16 protein-coding genes are annotated in these 21,578 nt (G+C 59.9%); 11 read left to right on the forward strand and 5 right to left on the reverse strand.

Going from position 1 to position 21,578, the window contains the following annotated elements:
- The first annotated feature begins 209 nt into the window (after positions 1-209).
- From RHP74_RS03085 to RHP74_RS03095, 3 genes are all read left to right on the forward strand, one after another.
- Positions 210-3,485 carry a transglutaminase family protein gene (locus RHP74_RS03085; protein WP_311097753.1) on the forward strand — a complete coding sequence of 1,092 codons (3,276 nt, stop codon included), beginning with the start codon at positions 210-212 and terminating at the stop codon, positions 3,483-3,485.
- An 88-nt stretch (positions 3,486-3,573) separates the two neighbouring features.
- On the forward strand, positions 3,574-6,060 hold the full coding sequence (locus RHP74_RS03090; RefSeq protein ID WP_154912015.1) for a circularly permuted type 2 ATP-grasp protein: 2,487 nt from the start codon (positions 3,574-3,576) through the stop codon (positions 6,058-6,060).
- Entirely contained in the window at positions 6,060-6,950 is an 891-nt protein-coding gene (locus tag RHP74_RS03095; RefSeq protein ID WP_311097755.1) for a transglutaminase family protein, read from the forward strand. Before RHP74_RS03090 ends, RHP74_RS03095 begins: the two co-directional genes overlap by 1 nt.
- A gap of 222 nt (positions 6,951-7,172) precedes the next feature.
- On the opposite strand, the gene RHP74_RS03100 is transcribed toward RHP74_RS03095, so the two are convergent.
- Both RHP74_RS03100 and RHP74_RS03105 read right to left on the reverse strand, forming a co-directional pair.
- Positions 7,173-7,361, reverse strand: coding sequence for a hypothetical protein (locus tag RHP74_RS03100; protein ID WP_007947526.1), 189 nt, complete (start codon positions 7,359-7,361; stop codon positions 7,173-7,175).
- Between the two features lie 68 nt (positions 7,362-7,429).
- On the reverse strand, positions 7,430-8,017 hold the full coding sequence (locus tag RHP74_RS03105; RefSeq protein ID WP_010464168.1) for a TIGR00730 family Rossman fold protein: 588 nt from the start codon (positions 8,015-8,017) through the stop codon (positions 7,430-7,432).
- A 344-nt stretch (positions 8,018-8,361) separates the two neighbouring features.
- Between RHP74_RS03105 and azu the strand changes: the two genes are divergently transcribed.
- Complete coding sequence (azu, locus tag RHP74_RS03110; protein WP_311097757.1) at positions 8,362-8,808, forward strand: azurin; 447 nt, start codon at positions 8,362-8,364, stop codon at positions 8,806-8,808.
- Positions 8,809-8,985: 177 nt separating this feature from the next.
- Here the strand turns inward: azu and nadE are convergent, their stop codons facing one another.
- From nadE to RHP74_RS03125, 3 genes are all read right to left on the reverse strand, one after another.
- On the reverse strand, positions 8,986-9,813 hold the full coding sequence (nadE, locus tag RHP74_RS03115) for an ammonia-dependent NAD(+) synthetase (RefSeq protein ID WP_010464159.1): 828 nt from the start codon (positions 9,811-9,813) through the stop codon (positions 8,986-8,988).
- Positions 9,814-9,817: 4 nt separating this feature from the next.
- Complete coding sequence (pncB, locus tag RHP74_RS03120; RefSeq protein ID WP_010464157.1) at positions 9,818-11,053, reverse strand: nicotinate phosphoribosyltransferase; 1,236 nt, start codon at positions 11,051-11,053, stop codon at positions 9,818-9,820.
- 236 nt (positions 11,054-11,289) lie between these two features.
- Positions 11,290-12,195 carry a LysR family transcriptional regulator gene (locus RHP74_RS03125; protein WP_083375171.1) on the reverse strand — a complete coding sequence of 302 codons (906 nt, stop codon included), beginning with the start codon at positions 12,193-12,195 and terminating at the stop codon, positions 11,290-11,292.
- A gap of 175 nt (positions 12,196-12,370) precedes the next feature.
- On the opposite strand from RHP74_RS03125, the gene RHP74_RS03130 reads away from it, so the two are divergent.
- The 7 genes from RHP74_RS03130 to RHP74_RS03160 all read left to right on the forward strand — a co-directional run bounded on the left by RHP74_RS03130 (position 12,371) and on the right by RHP74_RS03160 (position 20,754).
- On the forward strand, positions 12,371-13,861 hold the full coding sequence (locus tag RHP74_RS03130) for an aldehyde dehydrogenase family protein (RefSeq protein ID WP_010464154.1): 1,491 nt from the start codon (positions 12,371-12,373) through the stop codon (positions 13,859-13,861).
- 156 nt (positions 13,862-14,017) lie between these two features.
- Positions 14,018-15,301 (forward strand): FAD-binding oxidoreductase, encoded by a 1,284-nt coding sequence (locus tag RHP74_RS03135; RefSeq protein WP_311097762.1) that lies wholly within the window; start codon positions 14,018-14,020, stop codon positions 15,299-15,301.
- A gap of 364 nt (positions 15,302-15,665) precedes the next feature.
- A complete protein-coding gene (locus RHP74_RS03140) occupies positions 15,666-16,799 on the forward strand; it encodes an ABC transporter substrate-binding protein (RefSeq protein WP_010464151.1) in 1,134 nt (377 codons plus the stop codon).
- 168 nt (positions 16,800-16,967) lie between these two features.
- A complete protein-coding gene (locus RHP74_RS03145; protein WP_010464150.1) occupies positions 16,968-17,882 on the forward strand; it encodes an ABC transporter permease subunit in 915 nt (304 codons plus the stop codon).
- A gap of 3 nt (positions 17,883-17,885) precedes the next feature.
- On the forward strand, positions 17,886-19,169 hold the full coding sequence (gene livM, locus RHP74_RS03150; RefSeq protein ID WP_010464149.1) for a high-affinity branched-chain amino acid ABC transporter permease LivM: 1,284 nt from the start codon (positions 17,886-17,888) through the stop codon (positions 19,167-19,169).
- Positions 19,166-20,041, forward strand: a complete 876-nt coding sequence (locus tag RHP74_RS03155; RefSeq protein ID WP_010464147.1) for an ABC transporter ATP-binding protein — start codon at positions 19,166-19,168, stop codon at positions 20,039-20,041. The genes livM and RHP74_RS03155 overlap by 4 nt, the downstream gene beginning before the upstream one ends.
- Entirely contained in the window at positions 20,038-20,754 is a 717-nt protein-coding gene (locus RHP74_RS03160; protein ID WP_083375170.1) for an ABC transporter ATP-binding protein, read from the forward strand. The genes RHP74_RS03155 and RHP74_RS03160 overlap by 4 nt, the downstream gene beginning before the upstream one ends.
- Positions 20,755-21,578 lie beyond the last annotated feature (824 nt).

Genomic DNA, 21,578 nt, shown 5'->3' on the forward strand with positions numbered 1-21,578 from the left:
GAGCGTCACGGACTGCATTCCCACACAGAGCGTGGGAACGATCGTAGGTATCTCGCCACATTTGCGTGCAATCCTCTCAAACCAATTTCCCGCATCGCCCGATTTTGGTGCTGTACTGCCTCAAGCAATCGAAGAAAGCGCCAGCGCTGCTGGATGGCATAAGTCTTGCGCGCTTTCCCAATACGCTTAAGGCTCGCAGGAGGCACGCCGTGTCGATTCATGTCGCATTGCACCACGTCACGCATTACCGCTACGACCGCGCCGTCGAGCTCGGTCCGCAGATCGTTCGCCTGCGCCCGGCCGCCCACAGTCGCACGCGGATTCTGTCCTATGCGCTGAAAGTCTCCCCCGAGCAGCATTTCATCAACTGGCAGCAGGACCCCCAGGGCAATTACCTGGCGCGGTTGGTGTTCCCGGAGAAAACCGCTGAGCTGCGCATCGAGGTCGATCTGCTGGCGGAGATGGCGGTGTTCAATCCGTTCGACTTCTTCCTTGAGCCCTACGCGGAAAAGATCCCGTTCACCTACGCCTCGGATGAGCGCAAGGAACTGGCGCCATACCTGGAAACTTTGCCCCTGACGCCGAAGTTCAAGGCCTATCTGGACGGCATCGACCGCACGCCGCTGCCGAGCGTCGACTTCCTCGTGGCGCTCAATCAGCGCCTGAGCGAAGACATCGGCTACCTGATCCGCATGGAGCCGGGGGTGCAAACCCCCGAACACACCCTTGAACATGCGTCCGGTTCCTGCCGTGACTCGGCGTGGTTGCTGGTGCAGTTGCTGCGTAACCTCGGGCTGGCGGCGCGCTTCGTCTCTGGTTATCTGATCCAGCTGACCGCCGACGTCAAAAGCCTCGACGGTCCCTCGGGCACGGAAGTGGATTTCACCGACTTGCACGCCTGGTGCGAGGTCTATTTGCCTGGCGCCGGCTGGATCGGCCTGGACGCGACGTCAGGGCTGTTTGCCGGTGAAGGACACATTCCGTTGGCGTGCAGCCCCGATCCGGGCTCTGCGGCACCGATCAGTGGCCTGGTGGAACCATGCGAGTGCGAGTTCACCCACGAAATGTCCGTGGAGCGGATCTGGGAAGCGCCGCGAGTAACAAAGCCCTATACCGAAGATCAGTGGTTGGCGATCCAGGCGCTGGGGCGGCAGATCGATGCCGACCTGCTGGAGGGCGACGTGCGCCTGACCATGGGCGGCGAGCCGACGTTTGTTTCCATTGACGATCCGGACGGCGCCGAGTGGAACACCGCTGCACTTGGCCCGGACAAGCGTCGGCTGTCCGCCGAGCTGTTCCAGCGCATGCGCAAACACTACGCGCCCAAAGGCCTGGTGCATTTCGGTCAGGGCAAGTGGTATCCCGGCGAACAACTGCCACGCTGGTCGCTGAACTGCTACTGGCGGCGCGATGGCGTGCCGATCTGGCACAACAGCGCACTGATTGCCGATGAGCAGGAAGACTACGGCGCCGATGGCGAACTGGCCGGGCGTTTTCTGTCGAGTGTCGCCGAACGCCTGAAAATTCCGACACGCTTTGTTTTTCCCGCCTACGAAGACAATTTCTATTACCTCTGGCGCGAAGGCACGTTGCCGCTGAACGTCAGCGCCGAAGACTCGCGTCTTGAAGAACCGCTGGAGCGGGCCCGCCTGCGTAAAGTCTTCAGCCAGGGCCTGGACAAGGTGATCGGTCAGGTCCTGCCGCTGGCGCGCACCGCCAAGGGTGATCAATGGCAGAGCGGTCGCTGGTACCTGCGTGACGAGCACTGCCGACTGGTGCCCGGTGATTCACCGCTGGGCTATCGGCTTCCGTTGGGCTCGCAGCCATGGGTAAAAGCGGCGGAGTATCCGTTCATCCATCCTAACGATCCGAATCAGGCATTCCCCTCGCTACCAGACACTCAGCAGTTGAACAGTCCGGGAGCACCGGCCGAAGCGGTCGAGCGGGAACTGAAAATCGATGAATCCGCCGACTGGCTGACCCGCACCGCATTCTGCGCCGAGGCACGGGAAGGTCGGTTGTACCTGTTCATGCCGCCGCTGGAACGGGTCGAGGATTATCTGGAACTGGTCACCGCGATCGAGGCCACGGCGCAGGAACTGCATTGCCCGGTGCTGCTGGAAGGCTACGAGCCGCCGAGCGATCCGCGCTTGAGCAACTTCCGTATCACCCCTGACCCGGGCGTGATTGAGGTCAATGTGCAGCCGTCCGCCACGTGGGATGAGCTGGTCGAGCGCACCGAGTTCCTCTACGAAGAAGCGCGCCAGACCCGACTGACCACCGAGAAATTCATGATCGACGGCCGGCACACCGGCACTGGCGGCGGCAACCATTTCGTCCTGGGTGGCGCGACGCCGGCTGACTCACCGTTTCTGCGCCGTCCCGACCTGCTGCGCAGCCTGATCAGTTATTGGCATAACCACCCTTCCTTGTCCTACCTGTTTTCCGGCTTGTTCATCGGCCCGACGTCCCAGGCGCCGCGTGTCGATGAAGCACGCAACGATGCCTTGTACGAACTGGAAATCGCCTTCGCCCAGATGCCGGAGCCGGGCGAGGAGTGTGCGCCGTGGCTGGTCGACCGGTTGCTGCGCAACTTGCTGATCGACGTGACCGGCAATACGCACCGCGCCGAGTTCTGCATCGACAAGCTCTATTCGCCGGATGGCGCGACGGGTCGGCTTGGATTGCTTGAGTTGCGCGCCTTTGAAATGCCACCGCATGCGCGCATGAGCCTGGCGCAACAGTTGCTGCTGCGGGCGCTGGTGGCGCGGTTCTGGCGCGAGCCGTATGCGCCGCCGAAACTGGCGCGCTGGGGCACTGAGCTGCATGACCGGTTCCTGCTGCCGCACTTTATCGAGCAGGATTTCGCCGATGTGATCGTCGATCTCAATGCCGCCGGTTATCCCGTGCGCGCAGAGTGGTTTGCCGCGCATCTGGAATTTCGTTTTCCCAAGGTCGGCGATTACGCCGTCAGCGGCATCGAGCTGGAAGTGCGTCAGGCGCTGGAGCCTTGGCATGTGCTGGGTGAGGAGGGCGCGGTCGGCGGCACGGTGCGCTACGTGGATTCGTCGCTGGAACGCTTGCAGGTGAAGCTCACCGGTCTGGCACCGCAGCGTTATTTGCTGACGTGCAATGGCGTTCCCGTACCGTTGCAGCCGACCGGCCGCGTCGGCGAGTTCGTTGCCGGCGTGCGTTTCCGCGCCTGGCAACCGGCCAACTGCCTGCAACCGACCATCCCGGTCCACGCGCCGTTGGTGTTCGACCTGCTCGACACCTGGATGCAGCGTTCGCTGGGGGGCTGTCAATACCACGTCGCCCATCCGGGCGGGCGTAATTACGACAGCTTGCCGGTGAATGCCAATGAGGCCGAGAGCCGACGGATGGCGCGTTTCTTCCGCATCGGACACAGCCCGGGGAAACTTCCGATACCGATTCTGGAAATTAATGACGAGCTGCCGATGACGCTCGATTTACGACGTTTCTAAACCGTACACGACGCTCGGATTTTTCGTCTATCCGGGCGTCATGAGCCTGCGTTAGTCTGACCGTTCTTTGCTGTCTGCCGAGCTTTCCATGCCTGACCTGCTTGACCGCTACCCGCTGACGGCGGGCACTTATCACGAACTGCTCGACGACAGCGGCGCCGTGCGCCCCCACTGGCGCCGGTTGTTCGACCAATTGCAACGCAGCACGCCAGCGCAATTGGTGCAGCGTCAGGCTTTGTTGACCCGGCAGATCCAGGAAAACGGCGTGACCTACAACGTCTACGCCGACCCCAAGGGCGCGGATCGGCCGTGGGAGCTTGACCTGCTGCCGCATGTGATTGCGGCAGATGAGTGGCAGCAGTTATCGGCCGGGATTGCCCAGCGAGCTCGGTTGTTGAATGCCGTGCTGGCAGACCTTTATGGCCCGCAGCGATTGATTGCCGAAGGGCTGTTGCCGGCGGAACTGGTATTTGGCCACAACAATTTCCTCTGGCCCTGTCAGGGTATTACGCCGCCGGACGGGGCTTTTCTGCATTTGTACGCCGTGGATCTGGCGCGCACGCCGGACGGTCGTTGGTGGGTGACGGCGGACCGGACTCAAGCGCCTTCCGGTGCCGGTTATGCGCTGGAAAACCGCACCATCGTGTCCCGAGCCTTTCCCGAGTTGTATCGCGACCTGAAGGTGCAGCACCTGGCCGGGTTCTTCCGCACACTCCAGGAAACCCTCGTCCGCCAGGCGCCAAACGATGAAGACGCGCCACTGATCGTGCTGCTGACGCCGGGGCGTTTCAACGAAAGCTATTTCGAACATCTCTATCTGGCGCGCCAGCTCGGTTATCCACTGGTGGAAGGCGGCGACCTCACGGTGCGCGATGCCACGGTCTACCTGAAGACCCTCAGTGGCCTGCGTCGGGTTCACGCGATCATGCGTCGGCTCGACGATGATTTCTGCGATCCGCTGGAACTGCGTACCGACTCGGCACTCGGTGTGCCGGGCTTGCTCGAAGCCGTGCGGCAGGGGCGCGTGCTGGTGGCCAATGCCCTCGGCAGCGGAGTACTCGAGTCGCCGGGGTTGCTCGGCTTTTTGCCGAAGATCAATCAATTCCTGTTCGGCGAAGAACTGATCCTTCCGTCCATTGCGACGTGGTGGTGTGGCGAAGCGCCGGTGCTGGCCCAGGCGCTGGAGAAACTGCCGGAATTGCTGATCAAACCCGCCTTCCCGTCGCAAAGCTTCGCCCCTGTATTTGGCCGCGATTTGAGTGAAAAACAGCGTCAGGCCTTGGCTGAGCGCATGCAGGCGCGGCCTTATGCATATGTTGCGCAAGAGTTGGCGCAATTGTCCCAGGCACCGATCTGGCAGGCCGAGGACGGTCAGCTGCAACCGCGAGCCATTGGGATGCGTATGTATGCGGTGGCCAGTCAAGACGGTTATCGGGTGTTGCCGGGCGGATTGACCCGGGTGGCCGCCGAAGCGGATGCGGAAGTGGTGTCGATGCAGCGCGGCGGTGCGAGTAAGGACACCTGGGTATTGGGGGATCGTCCGCCGAGCGGCGAGCAATGGAAAACCCAGCGCACGATCGGTGTGCATGATCTGGTTCGGCGCGATCCGTACCTGCCGTCGCGGGTGGTCGAGAACCTGTTCTGGTTTGGCCGCTATTGCGAACGCTGTGATAACAGCGCGCGATTGTTGCGGATCATGCTGGCGCGCTACGTCGATGGCGATGACCCGCAGGCCCTGGACGCGGCGGTCGACCTCGGCGAGCGCCTCAATCTGTTGCCAGACGAAGGTGAGTTGCCCGAGCGGTTGTTGGCGGCGTTACTCGGCGATGATTGGCCCTTCAGCCTGCGCTCCAATTTGCAGCGCTTGCAGTGGGCCGCCTCGCAAGTGCGCGGCAAGCTCTCGCGGGAAAACTGGCAGGCGCTGGTGGAATTGCAGCGCGAAGCCATGGAGCTGGAAACCGAAGAGCCGGATTTCGGTGAGTTGCTGGACTTCCTCAACCGGCTGGTGATGTCCTTGGCGGCACTGTCCGGTTTTGCCCTGGACGACATGACCCGGGATGAAGGCTGGCGTTTCCTGATGATTGGCCGGCGGATCGAGCGGCTGCAATTTCTCAGCGCCAGCCTGGCGGCGTTTCTGCGCGGTGCCGGTGCCTTCGATCAGGCTGGGCTGGAATGGCTGCTGGAACTGGGCAACAGCAGCATCACATACCGCTCGCGGTACCTGGCGGTGGCGCAGTTGATTCCGGTGCTCGACCTTTTGCTACTCGACGAGCAAAACCCTCATGCGGTGCTGTTCCAGTTAAAACTGGTGACCCGCACCCTGAAACGCTTGAACGATGATTTTGGCGTGCCTCGCGAAGCCGGTCTGCCGCAACTGGTAGAGCGTCTGGCGCGGTTCGATCTGGGTTGCCTGGAGAATTCGTTGTTCGGCGAAGCCAGCGTTCGCGCCGCCATCAACGGTCTGGCCGATTTGCTGCAAGAGATCGCCGATGCCAGCGGGCAAGTGTCGGATCGTCTGGCCTTGCGCCATTTCGCCCATGTCGATGATGTCAGCCAGCGCACGGTGTCCGTCTGATGAGCGCCCGTTACCAGATTCTCCACGACACCCATTATCACTACGACAGCCCGGTGTCCCTGGCACAGCAACTCGCGCACCTGTGGCCACGGGCCTGTGCCTGGCAGCGTTGCACTGAACAACACTTGCAGATCAGTCCCGACCCGACCTCGCGCCGGGATGAGCTGGATGTATTTGGCAATCCGCTCACCCGCTTGGCGTTTGAGCGGCCGCATGATGAATTGCTGGTCAACGCCCGGCTCACGGTCGAGGTGCTGGCCCGGCCAACGCTGGATTTCAATCAATCCCCCGCGTGGGAAGAAACCCGCAATGCGCTGACCTACAGCAGTCAGCCGCTTTCTACAGATTTACTGGAAGCGTGCCGTTACCGGTTTGAATCGCCCTATGTGCATCTGAAGCGCAACTTTGTCGAATTCTCGGAAAGCTGTTTTCCACCGGGACAGCCTTTGTTGCTGGGCGTCCAGGCGTTGATGGAGAAGATTTTCAGCGAATTCACCTTCGACGCCGAGGCGACTCAAGTGGCAACGCCGCTGGTGGAGGTGCTGGAACGTCGGCGCGGGGTCTGTCAGGACTTCGCGCACCTGATGCTCGCTTGCGTGCGTTCCCGTGGACTGGCGGCGCGTTACATCAGCGGCTACCTGCTGACTCAGCCACCGCCCGGCCAGCCACGACTGATCGGTGCCGATGCCTCGCATGCCTGGGTTTCGGTGTTTTGCCCGCTGCTGGGCTGGGTGGATTTTGATCCGACCAACAATGTGCAACCGGCGCTGGAGCACATCACCCTGGCCTGGGGACGGGATTTTTCCGATGTGTCGCCGTTGCGTGGGGTGATTCTGGGGGGCGGCAATCACGACCCCGAGGTCCGCGTCACCGTGATGCCCCTGGACTAACAAAATCCCCTGAAGGAGCGAGCCTGCTCGCGATTGCGGTGTGTCAGTCGATATGAATGTTGAATGACACACCGCAATCGCGAGCAGGCTCGCTCCTACAGGGGGTGGTGTAAGTCAGTTCGGGATGGGGTGTTTCAGATTGGCCTGTGAGGGTCAGCAAGGAACTGCTGACCCTGGACACAGATCCGGTGGGCCTGATCAGATCATCGGGCCCTGAGGGTCTCAGGCGTCGGGCGCCTGATCTTTCGGTGCTTCAGTTTCGTCTGTAGCCACTTCGCCTTCGGCATCCGGGTTCAGTGCTGCTGCTTCTTCTTCAGCTGTAGCTTTCTTGCGCTGAAGCTTTTCCTCTTTCTTCTGCTCCTTGGCCAAGTCTCTCTGACGTTTGGCGAAGGAATAATTAGGTTTAGCCATGGGCGATCCTCTGGGGTCGAAGGTGAGGTTGAGCGGCGCATATTCTGCCCTGTATCGGGACCGAGCCGTTAGCTGGGTTTTTGCTCTGTCCATTTGGGCACCACTGTCGGCTGCCAAGCGTCCAGCGCATCGATCAGGGTTTGCGGCGATTCGCTCACTTGCAGCATGTCACGGTGCGCTTCGCGAACGAAGCCTTCGCCGACGATATGATCAAGAAAACCGGTCAATTTGCTATAGAAACCGTTCACTTCCAGCAACCCGAGCGGTTTGCCATGGTAGCCGAGCTGGCCCCAGGTCCAGACTTCGAACAATTCTTCCAGGGTGCCCAGGCCTCCGGGCAGCGCGATGAAGGCATCGCTGAGCTCGGCCATTCGCGCCTTGCGCGCATGCATGCCGTCGACCACTTCCAGACGAGTCAGGCCGCTGTGGCCGATTTCCTTGTCTTTGAGGCTTTGCGGAATGATTCCGATCACTTCGCCGCCGGCCGCCAGTGCCGCATCGGCGACGATGCCCATCAGCCCGACGGCGCCGCCGCCATAGACCAGGGTCAGCTTGCGCTCGGCCAGTGCTCGCCCGAGGGCGACAGCCGCTTCACGATAAGCCGGACTGGTGCCGGTGCTGGCACCGCAAAATACACAAACGGACGCTAAAGACATGCCTTACTCCACGGTCAGGATGGCCATAGAGTAAAGGCAGGCGGGCGGCGCTCCAAGGTCTAAACTTCGCGTTCAGGTGTTTCGTAGGTGCCGCTGGCGCCACAGGCATAAGCGGCGAGCAAACTGCGCAACAGGCTGTTAAAGGACATGACAGGCGCTCCAGATCAGGGATGACGGCCTGATGATAGGGCCGGGCCAGACGTCTGGCTGGTAGATTGTTTCGATAGGTGTCATAGCCCGAAAGTTGTATACAATTTTTGATTCAGGTCATAGGAACTTGCGCAGTTTTCAGGCAGTCTTCTGTCCATTCGCACTTTTGTTAACCCCTGCCTTGGAGATTCACCATGTTTGCCAAACTTGTTGCGGTATCCCTGCTGACACTGGCCAGCAGCCAACTGATGGCTGCTGAATGCAAGGCCACTGTCGACTCCACCGATCAAATGACCTTCAACACCAAGGCCATCGAAATCGACAAAAGCTGCAAGACGTTTACCGTAGAACTGACCCACTCCGGCAGCCTGCCGAAAAATGTCATGGGCCATAACTGGGTGCTGAGCAAAGAGGCCGACATGCAGCCGATCGCCACCGCTGGCTTGGCCGCAGGCATCGACAAGAACTACCTGCCGGAAGGTGATGCACGCGTCATCGCCCACACCAAAATCATTGGTGCCAAGGAAACCGACTCGGTGACCTTCGACGTGTCGAAGCTTGATGCTAACGAGAAGTACGGCTTCTTCTGCTCGTTCCCGGGCCACATCTCGATGATGAAAGGTACGGTTACCCTGAAGTAATCGATTCGAGTACATAAAAAAAGCGTCCCGATTGGGACGCTTTTTTTGTGCCTGACGAAAGGCCGGGTCATCAATCATCGTCGGAACGCCGCCCGGAGCCGGCTCGCCCCACAGGTACAGTGTTGTCCTTGTGGGAGCGAGCCTGCTCGCGATGGCGTCAGTACAGACGCCGCAGCTTCAAGGCGCGAACGGCATCACGCGCTTGTGATGGGTCTTTTTATACGTATCGCAAATAATCCTGAATGCTTCCTCACGCACCGGCTGGCCGTGCAGGAACGCGTCGATTTCGGCATAGGTCACGCCGTGGGACGCCTCGTCGGGTTTGCCCGGCGACAGGTCTTCAAGGTCGGCGGTCGGGATTTTTTCCACCAGCGATTCCGGCGCGCCGAAACTGCGGGCGATGTCTCGAACCTGGTTTTTCACCAGGCCACTCAACGGGGCGAGGTCGCAGGCGCCATCACCGAACTTGGTGAAGAAACCCATCACCGCTTCCGCCGCGTGGTCGGTACCGATGACCAGCCCGTGCGCCGCGCCGGCGATGGTGTACTGGGCGACCATGCGCATCCGCGCCTTGGTGTTGCCGAGCACGAAATCCACCGAGACCGCGTGCTTGCCCTCGAAGGCCGCCACTTCATTGGCCAGGGCTTTCACCGCCGGGCCGATGTTCACGGTGTGACGTTCGTCCGGGGCGATGAAATCCACCGAGGCCTGGGCATCGTGTTCATCGAACTGGGTTTCATAAGGCAGGCGCACGGCGATGAACTTGTAGCTTTTGTCGCTGGTTTGCTCGCGCAACTCACGCATGGCGCGTTGGGCCAGCAGGCCGGCGGTCAGCGAGTCGACGCCGCCGCTGATGCCGAGCACCAGGGTCTTGAGCCCGGAATTGACCAGGCAATCCTGGATGAAGCTGACCCGCCGGGCGACTTCGGCCTCGAGGGCGGCGTGGTCGGCGAATGGCGGCTGAACCTTGAGCTGCTCAGCAATCTCACGCTGTACGGCTTGCATGAATTCACTCCTTGCTAGTGGTGCCAGATGTGCTGGAAAGGGCGGCAGGTACTTTGAAAACGTGTCGCAAATAGGCGACGAAATTCGGGTCTTTGCAGTGAGTCTTGCCAGGCTCATCGGAAATCTTTGCCACGGGCTGGCCGTTGCAGGCCGCCATTTTAAGCACGATGCTCATCGGTTCGACACCCGGAATATCGCACGTCAGGTTGGTGCCGATCCCGAAGCTGACATTAATCCGACCGCGCAACGCCCGAAATATTTCCAGGGATTTTGGCAGCGTCAGGCTGTCGGAGAACGTCAGGGTCTTGCTCATCGGGTCGATGCCCAGCTTTTGATAGTGGGCGATCGCCTTTTCTGCCCAGATCACCGGATCGCCGGAGTCATGGCGCAGGCCGTCGAAGAGCTTGGCAAAGAACAGGTCGAAGTCGTTGAGAAAGGCATCCATGGTGATGCAGTCGGTCAGGGCAATCCCCAGCAGACCCCGATACTCGCGCACCCAGCAATCGAGGGCGGCAATCTGGCTGTCGATCAGTCGGGGACCGAGTTGCTGGTGCGCCATGATCCATTCGTGGGCCATGGTGCCCAAAGGTTTCATGTCCAGTTCCCGTGACAGATGCACGTTGCTGGTGCCGACGAAACGCCCGGGGAAATCGTGCTTGAGCACGTTCACCACTTCTTCCTGCACGCGGAAGGAGAAACGACGGCGTGTGCCGAAATCGGCTACCTGCAGTTCGGACAATTCGTCGCTGCTGGCGTTGGCGGTCAACCAGTCGAACTTGCGGTAGAGCTGCTCGCGAGCCTGTTCCAGAACAATTTCGCGGTAGCGATAGCGGTTGCGCACTTCGCTGACGATGGAAAGCAGCGGTACTTCAAACAGAATCACATGCAACCACGGCCCGCGCAGGCGGATGAACAGCTCGCCGTTTTCGATACCCGTGTGGACGTAACGCAGGTTGAAGCGGAACAGCCCGAGAAAGCGCAGGAAATCCGGCTTCATGAAGCTGATGCGTTCCATGAAGCTCAACTGGTCGGCGCTCAGGCTCAACTCGGCCAGGCGTTCGATCTGGAAGCGGATTTCTGCCAGATACGGGCGCAGATCCTCACTGTTACGGCAACGAAACTCCCATTCGACTTCCACGTTCGGGTAGTTGTGCAGCACCGCCTGCATCATCGTCAGTTTGTAGAAATCGGTGTCGAGCAGGTTCTGCACAATGCGATCGCCAAACACGCTCTCGCTCATAACGGGGTTCTCCAGGCGGGCCGCGGCCTGTGGTCGCGACGTTTCAGCTGTTTCTATGAATGGGGCTAGTGGCGCATATCAGAGGCAGTTATTGCCAGCGATTTTTTAGACAGTGCATATCCTTGTGGCGAGGGAGCTTGCTCCCGCTGGGGTGCGAAGCGCCCCCAATACAGGACTGCTGCGCAGCCCAACGGGAGCAAGCTCCCTCGCCACAAGAATTAGCCGGGGCTTCAAATCTACGGCGCATCCGGGCTGTCGATCTGCTCCAGCATCCACTTCACAAAATCGCGCACCTTGGGCACTTCCGCCGAATGCTCGGGATACGCCAGGTAATAGGCATCCGTGCTTGGCATCGCGTGTTTCCAGGGGATAACCAGTTTGCCGTCCGCCAACTCTTCTTCCACCAAAAACCTTGGCAACAGCGCCACGCCGCAGCCGACCTGAGCGGCGCGGATGCACATATAAAACGTTTCGAAGCGCGGGCCGTGGTAGCTGTGTTCGGTGTGGTAGCCCTGGCTGTCGAACCAGTCGTGCCAGGCCTGGGGCCGCGAGGCGTTTTGCAGCAGGACGAGGTCGGCGAGCTGCGTAGGGTCGGTGAACGGCGTGTCCGGCAGGCTGCCCGGCGCGCAGACCGGCACCAGCTCCTCGCCAAACAGCTTCAGGCATTCGGTGCCGGGCCGCGAGCCTTGGCCGAAGTAGAACGCCAGGTCGCTGCGACCTTGCAGCAAATCGTCGGCTTCCTGCTCGCTGCACAGGTCCAGATGGATTGACGGATGACGCAGGCGCCAGCCTTTCAGGCGTGGCACCAGCCAGCGCGCACCGAAGGTCGGCGGCGTCGAAACCCGCAAGACTTCGGTTTCGCCGCCGTAGGAACGCAGGTAATGGGTCGACATCTCGACCTGGGTGAGGATTTTTCGTACTTCCACCAGGTACAAATCACCGGCCGGGGTCATTTGCAGGCGTCGGCGCACCCGGCGGAACAGCAAGTGCTGCAACAACTCTTCGAGTTGCGCGACCTGTTTGCTGACGGCGCTCTGGGTAAGGTTCAGCTCTTCGGCGGCCCGGGTGAAGCTCAAATGCCGGGTCACGGCCTCGAAACACTGCAGTGCGGTGATCGACGGCAAATAGCGTTTATTCAGCATGGACGGTCCTTTTTCTTGTTTCTTTTACTGCCAGCAATTCAAAGCATGAATAAACGGAATGATATCTCTCTTAAAGGTCGTTTGTTGGGTAACCTCCGGGGAGCTAAAACTACAGGTCTGATCAGCCGTGAATGTCCGGCTGTACGTTTTCTGTTTTTTGCTCGAGGAGTGACCCATGGTTGCCGCATTGCTTGATCGTCTTGGTGTGAACCCGGCCCTGTACCAGAACGGCAAAGTGCCGGTGCATTCGCCGATCGATGGCAGCCGGATCGCTGCCGTGAACTGGGAAGGCGCCGCTGAAGTCGAGCAGCACATCAGTCGTGCAGATCATGCGTTCGAATTGTGGCGCAAGGTCCCGGCCCCGCGCCGTGGCGAACTGGTGCGTCAACTGGGCGACATCCTGCGCGAATACAAGGCTGACCTCGGCGAGCTGGTTTCCTGGGAAGCCGGCAAGATCACGCAGGAAGGCCTGGGTGAAGTTCAGGAAATGATCGACATCTGCGATTTCGCCGTCGGCCTGTCCCGTCAGCTGTACGGCTTGACCATCGCGTCCGAGCGTCCTGGCCACCACATGCGCGAAACCTGGCACCCGCTGGGCGTCGTCGGCGTCATCAGCGCCTTCAACTTCCCGGTTGCGGTCTGGGCCTGGAACACCACGCTGGCGCTGGTCTGCGGCAACCCGGTGATCTGGAAACCGTCCGAGAAAACCCCACTGACCGCACTGGCCTGCCAGGCGCTGTTTGACCGCGTACTGAAGAACTTCAGCGACGCACCTCCACACCTCAGCCAAGTGATCATCGGCGGCCGCGATGCCGGCGAAGCGCTGGTCGATGACCCGCGTGTCGCGCTGATCAGCGCCACCGGCAGCACCCGCATGGGCCGTGAAGTGGCGCCAAAAATCGCCGCACGTTTCGCCCGCAGCATTCTGGAACTGGGCGGCAACAACGCCATGATCCTCGCTCCAAGCGCCGACCTGGACATGGCCGTCCGCGCCATCCTGTTCAGCGCCGTCGGCACCGCCGGTCAGCGTTGCACCACGTTGCGTCGCCTGATTGCCCATGAGTCGGTGAAGGAAGAAATCGTCACTCGCCTCAAGGCTGCCTACTCCAAGGTCCGCATCGGCAATCCGCTCGAGGGCAACCTGATCGGTCCGCTGATCGACAAAAACAGTTTCGAAAACATGCAGGACGCGCTGGAACAAGCCCTGAGCGAAGGCGGCCGGGTGTTTGGCGGCGAACGCCAGCTGGAAGACAAATACCCGAACGCTTATTACGTCTCGCCGGCCATTGTTGAAATGCCGGAGCAGAGCGATGTGGTCTGCAATGAAACCTTCGCACCGATCTTGTACGTGGTCGGTTACAAGGACTTCGACGAAGCGCTGCGTCTGAACAACTCGGTGCCACAAGGCCTGTCCTCGTGCATCTTCACCACCGACGTGCGTGAAGCCGAACAGTTCATGTCGGCGGTGGGCAGCGACTGCGGCATCGCCAACGTCAACATCGGCCCGAGCGGTGCGGAAATTGGCGGCGCGTTCGGTGGCGAGAAAGAAACCGGTGGTGGGCGTGAGTCGGGCTCCGATGCATGGCGCGGCTACATGCGCCGCCAGACCAACACCGTGAACTACTCGCTGGAGTTGCCGTTGGCTCAGGGCATCACGTTCGACTGATTCTCGAGTCGAACAGTGATCCCCTGTAGGAGTGAGCCTGCTCGCGATTGCGGTCTATCAGTCAACATAGATGTTGAATGTTAAATCGCTATCGCGAGCAGGCTCACTCCTACATTTTGAACTGTGTGTTGGTTAGGTTTCTGTTGGAGTCTGGCAATGCCGTTACGCGAAGAGTGTCTGTGGGAAAAACTGACGCCGCAAAGGCCCGACAATGCCGCGCTCAAGGGCGAAGTTACCGTCGATGTCTGCGTCATTGGCGCCGGTTTCACCGGCCTGTCGGCGGCGGTGCATCTACTTGAAAAAGGTAAAAAGGTCTGCGTGCTCGAAGCCCATCGCGCCGGTCACGGCGGTTCGGGGCGCAACGTCGGTCTGGTCAACGCCGGGATGTGGATTCCACCGGACGAGATCGAAGCCGGGTTCGGCGAAGCGGTGGGCAGTCAGCTCAATCGCATGCTGGGTGCAGCGCCATCGCTGGTGTTCAGCCTGGTCGACAAATACAACATCGATTGCCAGTTACGCCGCGAAGGCACGCTGCACATGGCGCACAACGCCCGTGGCGAAGCCGATCTGCGCAGTCGCGAAGAACAATGGAAACGTCGCGGAGCACCGGTCGAACTGCTGACCGGGCAATCCTGCGAACAAGCGACGGGTACCAAAAAGATTGCTGCCGCGCTGCTCGACAAGCGTGCCGGCACGATCAATCCGATGGCTTACACCACGGGGCTGGCCAAAGCGGCCATCAGCCTCGGGGGCCAACTGTTCGATCATTCTCCGGTGACCCGACTCGAACGTCAGGGCGAACGCTGGTCGGTGCAAACCGCTCAGGGATCAGTGCTCGCCGAGCAAGTGGTCATCGCCTCCAACGCTTATACCGAAGGTGACTGGACGGAGTTGCGGCGCAATTTCTTCCCCGGTTATTACTATCAAGTGGCGTCGGTCCCGCTGACCGAAGACGCCGCGCAGCAAATTCTGCCCGGCGGCCAGGGTTCCTGGGACACGCGCCAGGTACTGAGCAGTATTCGTCGCGACAAAGACGGCCGTCTGTTGCTGGGCAGCCTCGGTAACGGCAATCAGAAACCGGCCTGGTTCCTCAAGGCCTGGGCCGATCGGGTGCAGCAGCACTATTTTCCCTACCTCAAACCCGTGGAATGGGAATGCACCTGGACCGGTTGCATCGCGTTTACCCCGGACCATTTGATGCGTTTGTTCGAGCCGGCGCCCGGTTTAGTGGCAGTCACCGGTTACAACGGCCGGGGCGTGACAACGGGGACGGTGGTCGGCAAAGCCTTTGCCGATTATCTGTGTAACGGAAATCCTGAGGCGCTACCCATTCCCTTTGCCCCCATGCAGCCATTGGCCGGGGTGGGTTTGCGCAGTTGTTTGTACGAGGCCGGTTTCTCGCTGTATCACGCAGGCCAGTGCTTGCGGATCGTTATTTGATTGTTGAAATTTGTTGCTGGGAGCGGCGCTTTTTCGCGCAGCGACTAGCCTGTAAAAGGTGCGGGTTGTAGCAGTTCCGCACCAGCAGTGTGCACTTCGGTGACGCACGTTGTTACAGGCTGGTTGCACGTCGTTTGGCGCCGCGGTTGCAATGATGGCGCGCGCGGGTTGCGCCTTTAAAAATAAATGGTTTCACCTTCTGCGGTTTAGACGGTTGCACGCCCAATGAAAATGGGATCGAAACAGTCGAAATAACAATAAAGCAGCGACTTTTTTCAGAATAAAAAACCGATGGCACGGCCCTTGCTCTGAGCATTCAGAGAAGTCGCAGTGCCAACTAAAAAAAACCTTGGAGCACCACCTCATGTCCCAGACGTTTTACAAGAAAGGCTTTCTGGCCCTCGCAGTGGCAACTGCGTTGGGTGTTTCTGCGTTTGCACAGGCTGATGTGAAAATCGGTGTGGCGGGTCCGATGACAGGCGCCAACGCGGCATTTGGCGAGCAGTACATGAAGGGTGCACAGGCTGCAGCCGACGCGGTCAACGCGGCGGGCGGCGTTAACGGGGAAAAAATCGTACTGGTGAAGGGCGATGACGCCTGCGAACCGAAACAGGCTGTGACGGTCGCCAAGGACCTGACCAACCAGAAAGTCGCCGGCGTAGTCGGTCACTTCTGCTCCTCGTCGACCATCCCGGCCTCCGAGATCTACGACGAAGCGGGCATCATTGCAATCACTCCGGGTTCCACCAACCCAGCGGTTACCGAACGCGGCCTGAGTGCCATGTTCCGTATGTGCGGGCGTGACGATCAGCAAGGCATCGTGGCCGGTGACTACATCGTCGACGTGCTCAAGGGCAAGAAAGTCGTTGTCCTGCACGACAAGGACACCTACGGCCAAGGCCTGGCGGACGCTACCAAGGCCCAACTGGAAAAACGCGGCGTGAAGCCTGTGCTGTATGAAGGCCTGACCCGTGGCGAGAAAGACTTCAGCACCATCGTCACCAAGATCCGCGGCGCTGGCGCCGATGTCGTCTACTTCGGCGGTCTGCACCCGGAAGCCGGTCCTCTGGTCCGTCAACTGCGTGAGCAAGGCCTCAAAGACGTCAAGTTCATGTCCGATGACGGCATCGTGACCGACGAACTGGTTACCACTGCTGGCGGTCCGCAATTCGTTGACGGCGTACTGATGACCTTCGGCGCCGACCCACGCCTGCTGCCAGACAGCAAAACCGTGGTGGACGAGTTCCGCAAGAAAGGCACCGAGCCTGAAGGCTACACCCTGTACGCCTACGCTTCGGTCCAGACCCTGGCCGCAGCTTTCAACGGCGCCAAGTCCAACAGTGGCGAGAAAGCCGCCGAGTGGCTGAAGAAAAACCCGGTCAAAACAGTGATGGGCGAGAAGACCTGGGACGCCAAGGGCGACCTGAAAGTCTCCGACTACGTCGTTTACGAGTGGGACAAGGACGGCAAATACCACCAGCTGGAAAAACAGAAGTGATATGACCTGATCTGCCCGGTGCCTGTTGCACCGGGCAGTCTATGAACATGTCCGTGCAGTACCTGTCTTTTCTCGTAGAGCTGCACACAACCGTGTTGCCCCGGCGGCTGAACCCCGGTCCGTTGCACCCGGCTTCTGTGCAGTCTCTCAAATGCGTGAGATTGCGTTATGGATGGTATTTTCCTGCAGCAACTGGTCAACGGCCTGACCCTCGGGTCGGTCTATGGCCTGATCGCCATCGGCTACACAATGGTCTATGGCATCATTGGCATGATCAACTTCGCCCACGGCGAGGTTTACATGATTTCCGCTTACCTCGCGGCAATCAGTCTGGCTCTGCTGGCGTACTTCGGTATTGAATCCTTCCCGCTGTTGATGCTCGGCACCTTGATCTTCACCATCGTGGTCACGGCGGTGTATGGCTGGGTCATCGAGCGCGTCGCCTACAAGCCCCTGCGCAACTCCACCCGACTGGCACCGCTGATCAGCGCCATCGGGATTTCGCTGATTCTGCAAAACTATGCCCAGATCGCCCAAGGTGCCAAGCAACAGGGCGTTCCGACCTTGTTGACGGGGGCCTGGCGCGTCGAAATCGGCACCGGCTTCGTGCAGTTGACCTACACCAAGGTGTTTATCCTGATTGCCGCATTCGCCGGCATGGCCCTGCTGACCTACATCATCAAGTACACCAAGCTCGGCCGCATGTGCCGCGCCACCCAGCAAGACCGCAAGATGGCCTCGATCCTGGGGATCAACACCGACCGCGTGATTTCCTACGTGTTCATCATCGGTGCAGCGATGGCGGCCCTGGCCGGCGTGCTGATCACCATGAACTACGGCACGTTCGACTTCTATGCCGGCTTCATCATCGGCATCAAGGCGTTCACGGCCGCGGTACTTGGCGGCATCGGCTCGCTGCCTGGTGCGATGCTTGGCGGGATCATTCTCGGGATCTCCGAGTCGCTGTTCTCAGGTTTGGTCAACTCGGACTACAAAGACGTTTTCAGCTTCTCGCTGCTCGTTCTCGTTCTGGTCTTTCGGCCCCAAGGCCTGCTCGGCCGTCCTCTTGTGTCGAAGGTGTAAGCGATGTCTTCAACCACTAAAAAAACCATTGATCTCAAAAGAAGCCTGGTTGACGCGATTCTTGCCGGCCTTGTCGCCCTGATTGTGTTCGGCCCGATTGTCGGCGTGGTCCTCGACGGCTACGGCTTCAATCTGGAAACGACCCGGGTGGCCTGGATTGTCGCCATCGTCATGGCTGGCCGGTTTGCCCTGAGCCTGTTCCTGCAAACGCCCAAGGGTCTGAAAATCCTTGAAGGATTTGAAAGCACTGGTTCCGGGGTTCATGTACTGCCGCCTGATTACAAATCCCGCCTGCGCTGGATCATCCCGCTGGTGATCCTCGTTGCCGTGGTGTTCCCGTTCTTCTCCAACTCCTACCTGCTGGGCGTGGTCATTCTTGGGCTGATCTACGTATTGCTCGGCCTGGGCCTGAACATCGTGGTCGGCCTGGCCGGCCTGCTCGATCTGGGTTACGTGGCCTTCTACGCCATCGGTGCCTACGGCCTGGCGCTGGGTTATCAATACCTCGGCCTGGGTTTCTGGACGGTGCTGCCGCTGGCGGCCATCACCGCGGGCCTTGCCGGTTGCATCCTCGGGTTCCCGGTGCTGCGATTGCACGGTGACTACCTGGCGATCGTGACCCTGGGATTCGGTGAAATCATTCGCCTGATCCTCAACAACTGGTTGTCCCTGACCGGCGGCCCGAATGGCATGGCGGCTCCATTGCCAACCTTCTTCGGCCTCGAGTTCGGCAAGCGCGCGAAGGAGGGGGGCGTCCCGTTCCATGAGTTCTTCGGCATCGCCTATAACCCGGACGTGAAGTATTACTTCATCTATGCGGTGTTGTTCCTGGTGGTGCTGGCCGTGCTGTACATCAAGCATCGTCTGGTCAAGATGCCGGTCGGCCGCGCTTGGGAAGCCTTGCGTGAAGACGAAATCGCCTGCCGCTCCATGGGCCTGAACCACGTACTGGTCAAGCTATCGGCGTTCACCATCGGTGCCTCGACGGCCGGCCTGGCCGGGGTGTTCTTCGCCACTTATCAAGGCTTCGTCAACCCGACCTCGTTCACCTTTTTCGAATCGGCGCTGATCCTCGCCATCGTAGTCCTCGGCGGTATGGGCTCGACCATCGGCGTGGTGATTGCAGCCTTCGTGCTGACTGTTGCCCCGGAACTGCTGCGCGGCTTTGCGGAATATCGCGTGCTGCTGTTCGGCGTGCTGATGGTGTTGATGATGATCTGGCGACCGCGCGGCCTGATTCGGATCAGCCGTACCGGTGTGACGCCACGTAAAGGAGTAGCGCCATGAGCGAAGTCGTACTCTCGGTCGAGAAGCTGATGATGCACTTCGGCGGCATCAAGGCGTTGAGCGATGTCAGCCTCAAGGTGCATCGCAACTCGATCTTTGCCCTGATCGGCCCCAACGGCGCCGGCAAGACCACCGTGTTCAACTGCCTGACCGGTTTCTACAAGGCCTCCGGTGGCAGGATCGAACTCAATACCCGCGGCGAACGCACCGATGTCATCCAGCTGTTGGGCGAATCGTTCAAAGCCACGGATTTCGTTTCGCCGAAAAGCTTCATCACCCGGATGCGCTACAAAATGTTCGGCGGCACCCACCTGGTGAACCGTGCCGGGCTGGCGCGCACCTTCCAGAACATTCGCCTGTTCAAGGAAATGTCGGTACTTGAAAACCTGCTGGTAGCCCAGCACATGTGGGTCAACCGCAACATGTTGGCCGGCATCCTCAATACCAAGGGCTACCGCAAGGCCGAAAGCGACGCGCTGGACCACGCCTTCTACTGGCTGGAAGTCGTGGACCTGGTGGACTGCGCCAACCGTCTGGCCGGTGAACTGTCCTACGGCCAACAGCGCCGCCTGGAAATCGCCCGGGCCATGTGCACCCGGCCTCAGATCATCTGCCTCGACGAACCGGCGGCCGGCCTCAACCCTCAGGAAACCGAAGCGCTGAGCGCGATGATCCGTTTGCTGCGCGACGAGCACGATCTGACCGTGGTGCTGATCGAACACGACATGGGCATGGTAATGAGCATTTCCGACCACATCGTGGTGCTGGACCACGGCGTCGTCATCGCCGAGGGCGGACCTGAAGCGATTCGCAACGACCCGAAAGTGATTGCGGCCTATCTGGGCGCTGATGAAGAGGAAGTGGTGCTATGAGTCAACCCATCCTCGAACTCAAGGATCTGGATGTGTTTTACGGGCCGATCCAGGCTCTGAAAAAAGTCTCGCTGCATATCGAAGAAGGTGAAACCGTCAGCCTGATCGGCTCCAACGGCGCCGGTAAATCGACCTTGCTGATGTCGATCTTCGGCCAGCCGCGAGCGGCTAGCGGGCAGATCATTTATCAGGGCGTTGACATCACCCACAAGTCGTCGCACTACATCGCGTCCAACGGCATCGCACAGTCGCCTGAAGGCCGACGGGTGTTCCCCGACATGACCGTCGAGGAAAACCTGCTGATGGGCACCATCCCTATCGGTGACAAGTACGCTGCCGAGGACATGCAGCGCATGTTCGAGTTGTTTCCACGGCTCAAGGAGCGCCGTAACCAGCGGGCCATGACCATGTCCGGCGGTGAGCAACAGATGCTCGCCATCGCTCGTGCGTTGATGAGTCGGCCCAAGCTGCTGTTGCTTGATGAGCCGAGCCTTGGACTGGCGCCGATCGTGGTGAAACAGATCTTCGCGACCCTGCGGGAACTGGCGAGTACCGGCATGACCATCTTCCTGGTCGAGCAGAACGCCAACCACGCGTTGAAGCTGTCGGACCGGGCATACGTGATGGTCAACGGCGAGATCCGCATCACGGGCACCGGCAAGGAGCTGCTGGTCAACGAGGAAGTGCGTAACGCCTATCTCGGCGGGCACTGACACGCTGCCGAAATATCCACAGCCCCGACGAGCAATCGCCGGGGCTTTTTTACACCTCGAATACACCACGAATCCCCCTGTGGGAGCGAGCCTGCTCGCGAAAGCGGAGTGCCAATCGACAGGTGTTTCACTGGCCCACCGCTTTCGCAAGCAGGCCCGCTCCTGCAAGGGCCAAGTGTGCTTTCCGGAAATTGTGGAAAACAATATTCACAAGCTCTCAAAGCGCGACATAAAGCCGCTGCAAATAGTTGTTTTGTCACGCTTTTGACTTGTCCCCGTTTACTGTGGAGCTGGCTGTGAATAACGTGGGAGTAGCTGTCTGAGAGCCTTTGAATCCGTGGCTTGCAGCGATGTGGTTGTTTTTTGATCAGGCGGTTTTGCTTGACCCGGAACAGGCTTTGTCAACCTTTTTGTTGGATGGCAAAGTGGCTGGAAATGCAATGGGCCAGCCTGTGGATAAGTCTGTGGTTAAACTCTGGAAAGACTCGGCTGAGGGCCGTAGTTACTGGCTTGGCGCCATCGTCGGTTTGCCCATCACATCGTGCAAAATGCCATGGGCTACACAGCTGGTACCCGAGGGTCAAGCAAAAAACTTTGTAATCTACCCGCAAAGCCTTGTGGATAGCGGCTTGCAGCTTTTCCACTTGCCCCCGGAAACTGTGGACCGGCCTGTGGATAAGGTGCGTGTACATGGCTGCAAGCCACGGTGCCTGTGGCTTTGGAAGGTCTGGTTGTTTTTTGTACAGTTTTTGCGGCGGTTGCCGCTGTGGGCAAGGCCGGGCATGCTGCCAGCTGATTTTCTATTCCAATGGCTGTCGATCAGC

It is taken from the genome of Pseudomonas sp. SG20052 (assembly GCF_031766055.1).
Lineage (GTDB): Bacteria > Pseudomonadota > Gammaproteobacteria > Pseudomonadales > Pseudomonadaceae > Aquipseudomonas > Aquipseudomonas mandelii.

What these genes read in the sequence shown, in the direction of transcription:
- RHP74_RS03160 (WP_083375170.1), top strand. Translation starts at nt 20,038, where the DNA reads ATGAGTCAACCCATCCTCGAACTCAAGGATCTGGATGTGTTTTACGGG.
- livM (WP_010464149.1), top strand. Translation starts at nt 17,886, where the DNA reads ATGTCTTCAACCACTAAAAAAACCATTGATCTCAAAAGAAGCCTGGTT.
- azu (WP_311097757.1), top strand. Translation starts at nt 8,362, where the DNA reads ATGTTTGCCAAACTTGTTGCGGTATCCCTGCTGACACTGGCCAGCAGC.
- RHP74_RS03130 (WP_010464154.1), top strand. Translation starts at nt 12,371, where the DNA reads ATGGTTGCCGCATTGCTTGATCGTCTTGGTGTGAACCCGGCCCTGTAC.
- RHP74_RS03155 (WP_010464147.1), top strand. Translation starts at nt 19,166, where the DNA reads ATGAGCGAAGTCGTACTCTCGGTCGAGAAGCTGATGATGCACTTCGGC.
- RHP74_RS03100 (WP_007947526.1), bottom strand. Translation starts at nt 7,361, where the DNA reads ATGGCTAAACCTAATTATTCCTTCGCCAAACGTCAGAGAGACTTGGCC.
- nadE (WP_010464159.1), bottom strand. Translation starts at nt 9,813, where the DNA reads ATGCAAGCCGTACAGCGTGAGATTGCTGAGCAGCTCAAGGTTCAGCCG.
- RHP74_RS03095 (WP_311097755.1), top strand. Translation starts at nt 6,060, where the DNA reads ATGAGCGCCCGTTACCAGATTCTCCACGACACCCATTATCACTACGAC.
- RHP74_RS03105 (WP_010464168.1), bottom strand. Translation starts at nt 8,017, where the DNA reads ATGTCTTTAGCGTCCGTTTGTGTATTTTGCGGTGCCAGCACCGGCACC.
- RHP74_RS03090 (WP_154912015.1), top strand. Translation starts at nt 3,574, where the DNA reads ATGCCTGACCTGCTTGACCGCTACCCGCTGACGGCGGGCACTTATCAC.
- RHP74_RS03140 (WP_010464151.1), top strand. Translation starts at nt 15,666, where the DNA reads ATGTCCCAGACGTTTTACAAGAAAGGCTTTCTGGCCCTCGCAGTGGCA.
- RHP74_RS03145 (WP_010464150.1), top strand. Translation starts at nt 16,968, where the DNA reads ATGGATGGTATTTTCCTGCAGCAACTGGTCAACGGCCTGACCCTCGGG.
- RHP74_RS03125 (WP_083375171.1), bottom strand. Translation starts at nt 12,195, where the DNA reads ATGCTGAATAAACGCTATTTGCCGTCGATCACCGCACTGCAGTGTTTC.
- RHP74_RS03135 (WP_311097762.1), top strand. Translation starts at nt 14,018, where the DNA reads ATGCCGTTACGCGAAGAGTGTCTGTGGGAAAAACTGACGCCGCAAAGG.
- pncB (WP_010464157.1), bottom strand. Translation starts at nt 11,053, where the DNA reads ATGAGCGAGAGCGTGTTTGGCGATCGCATTGTGCAGAACCTGCTCGAC.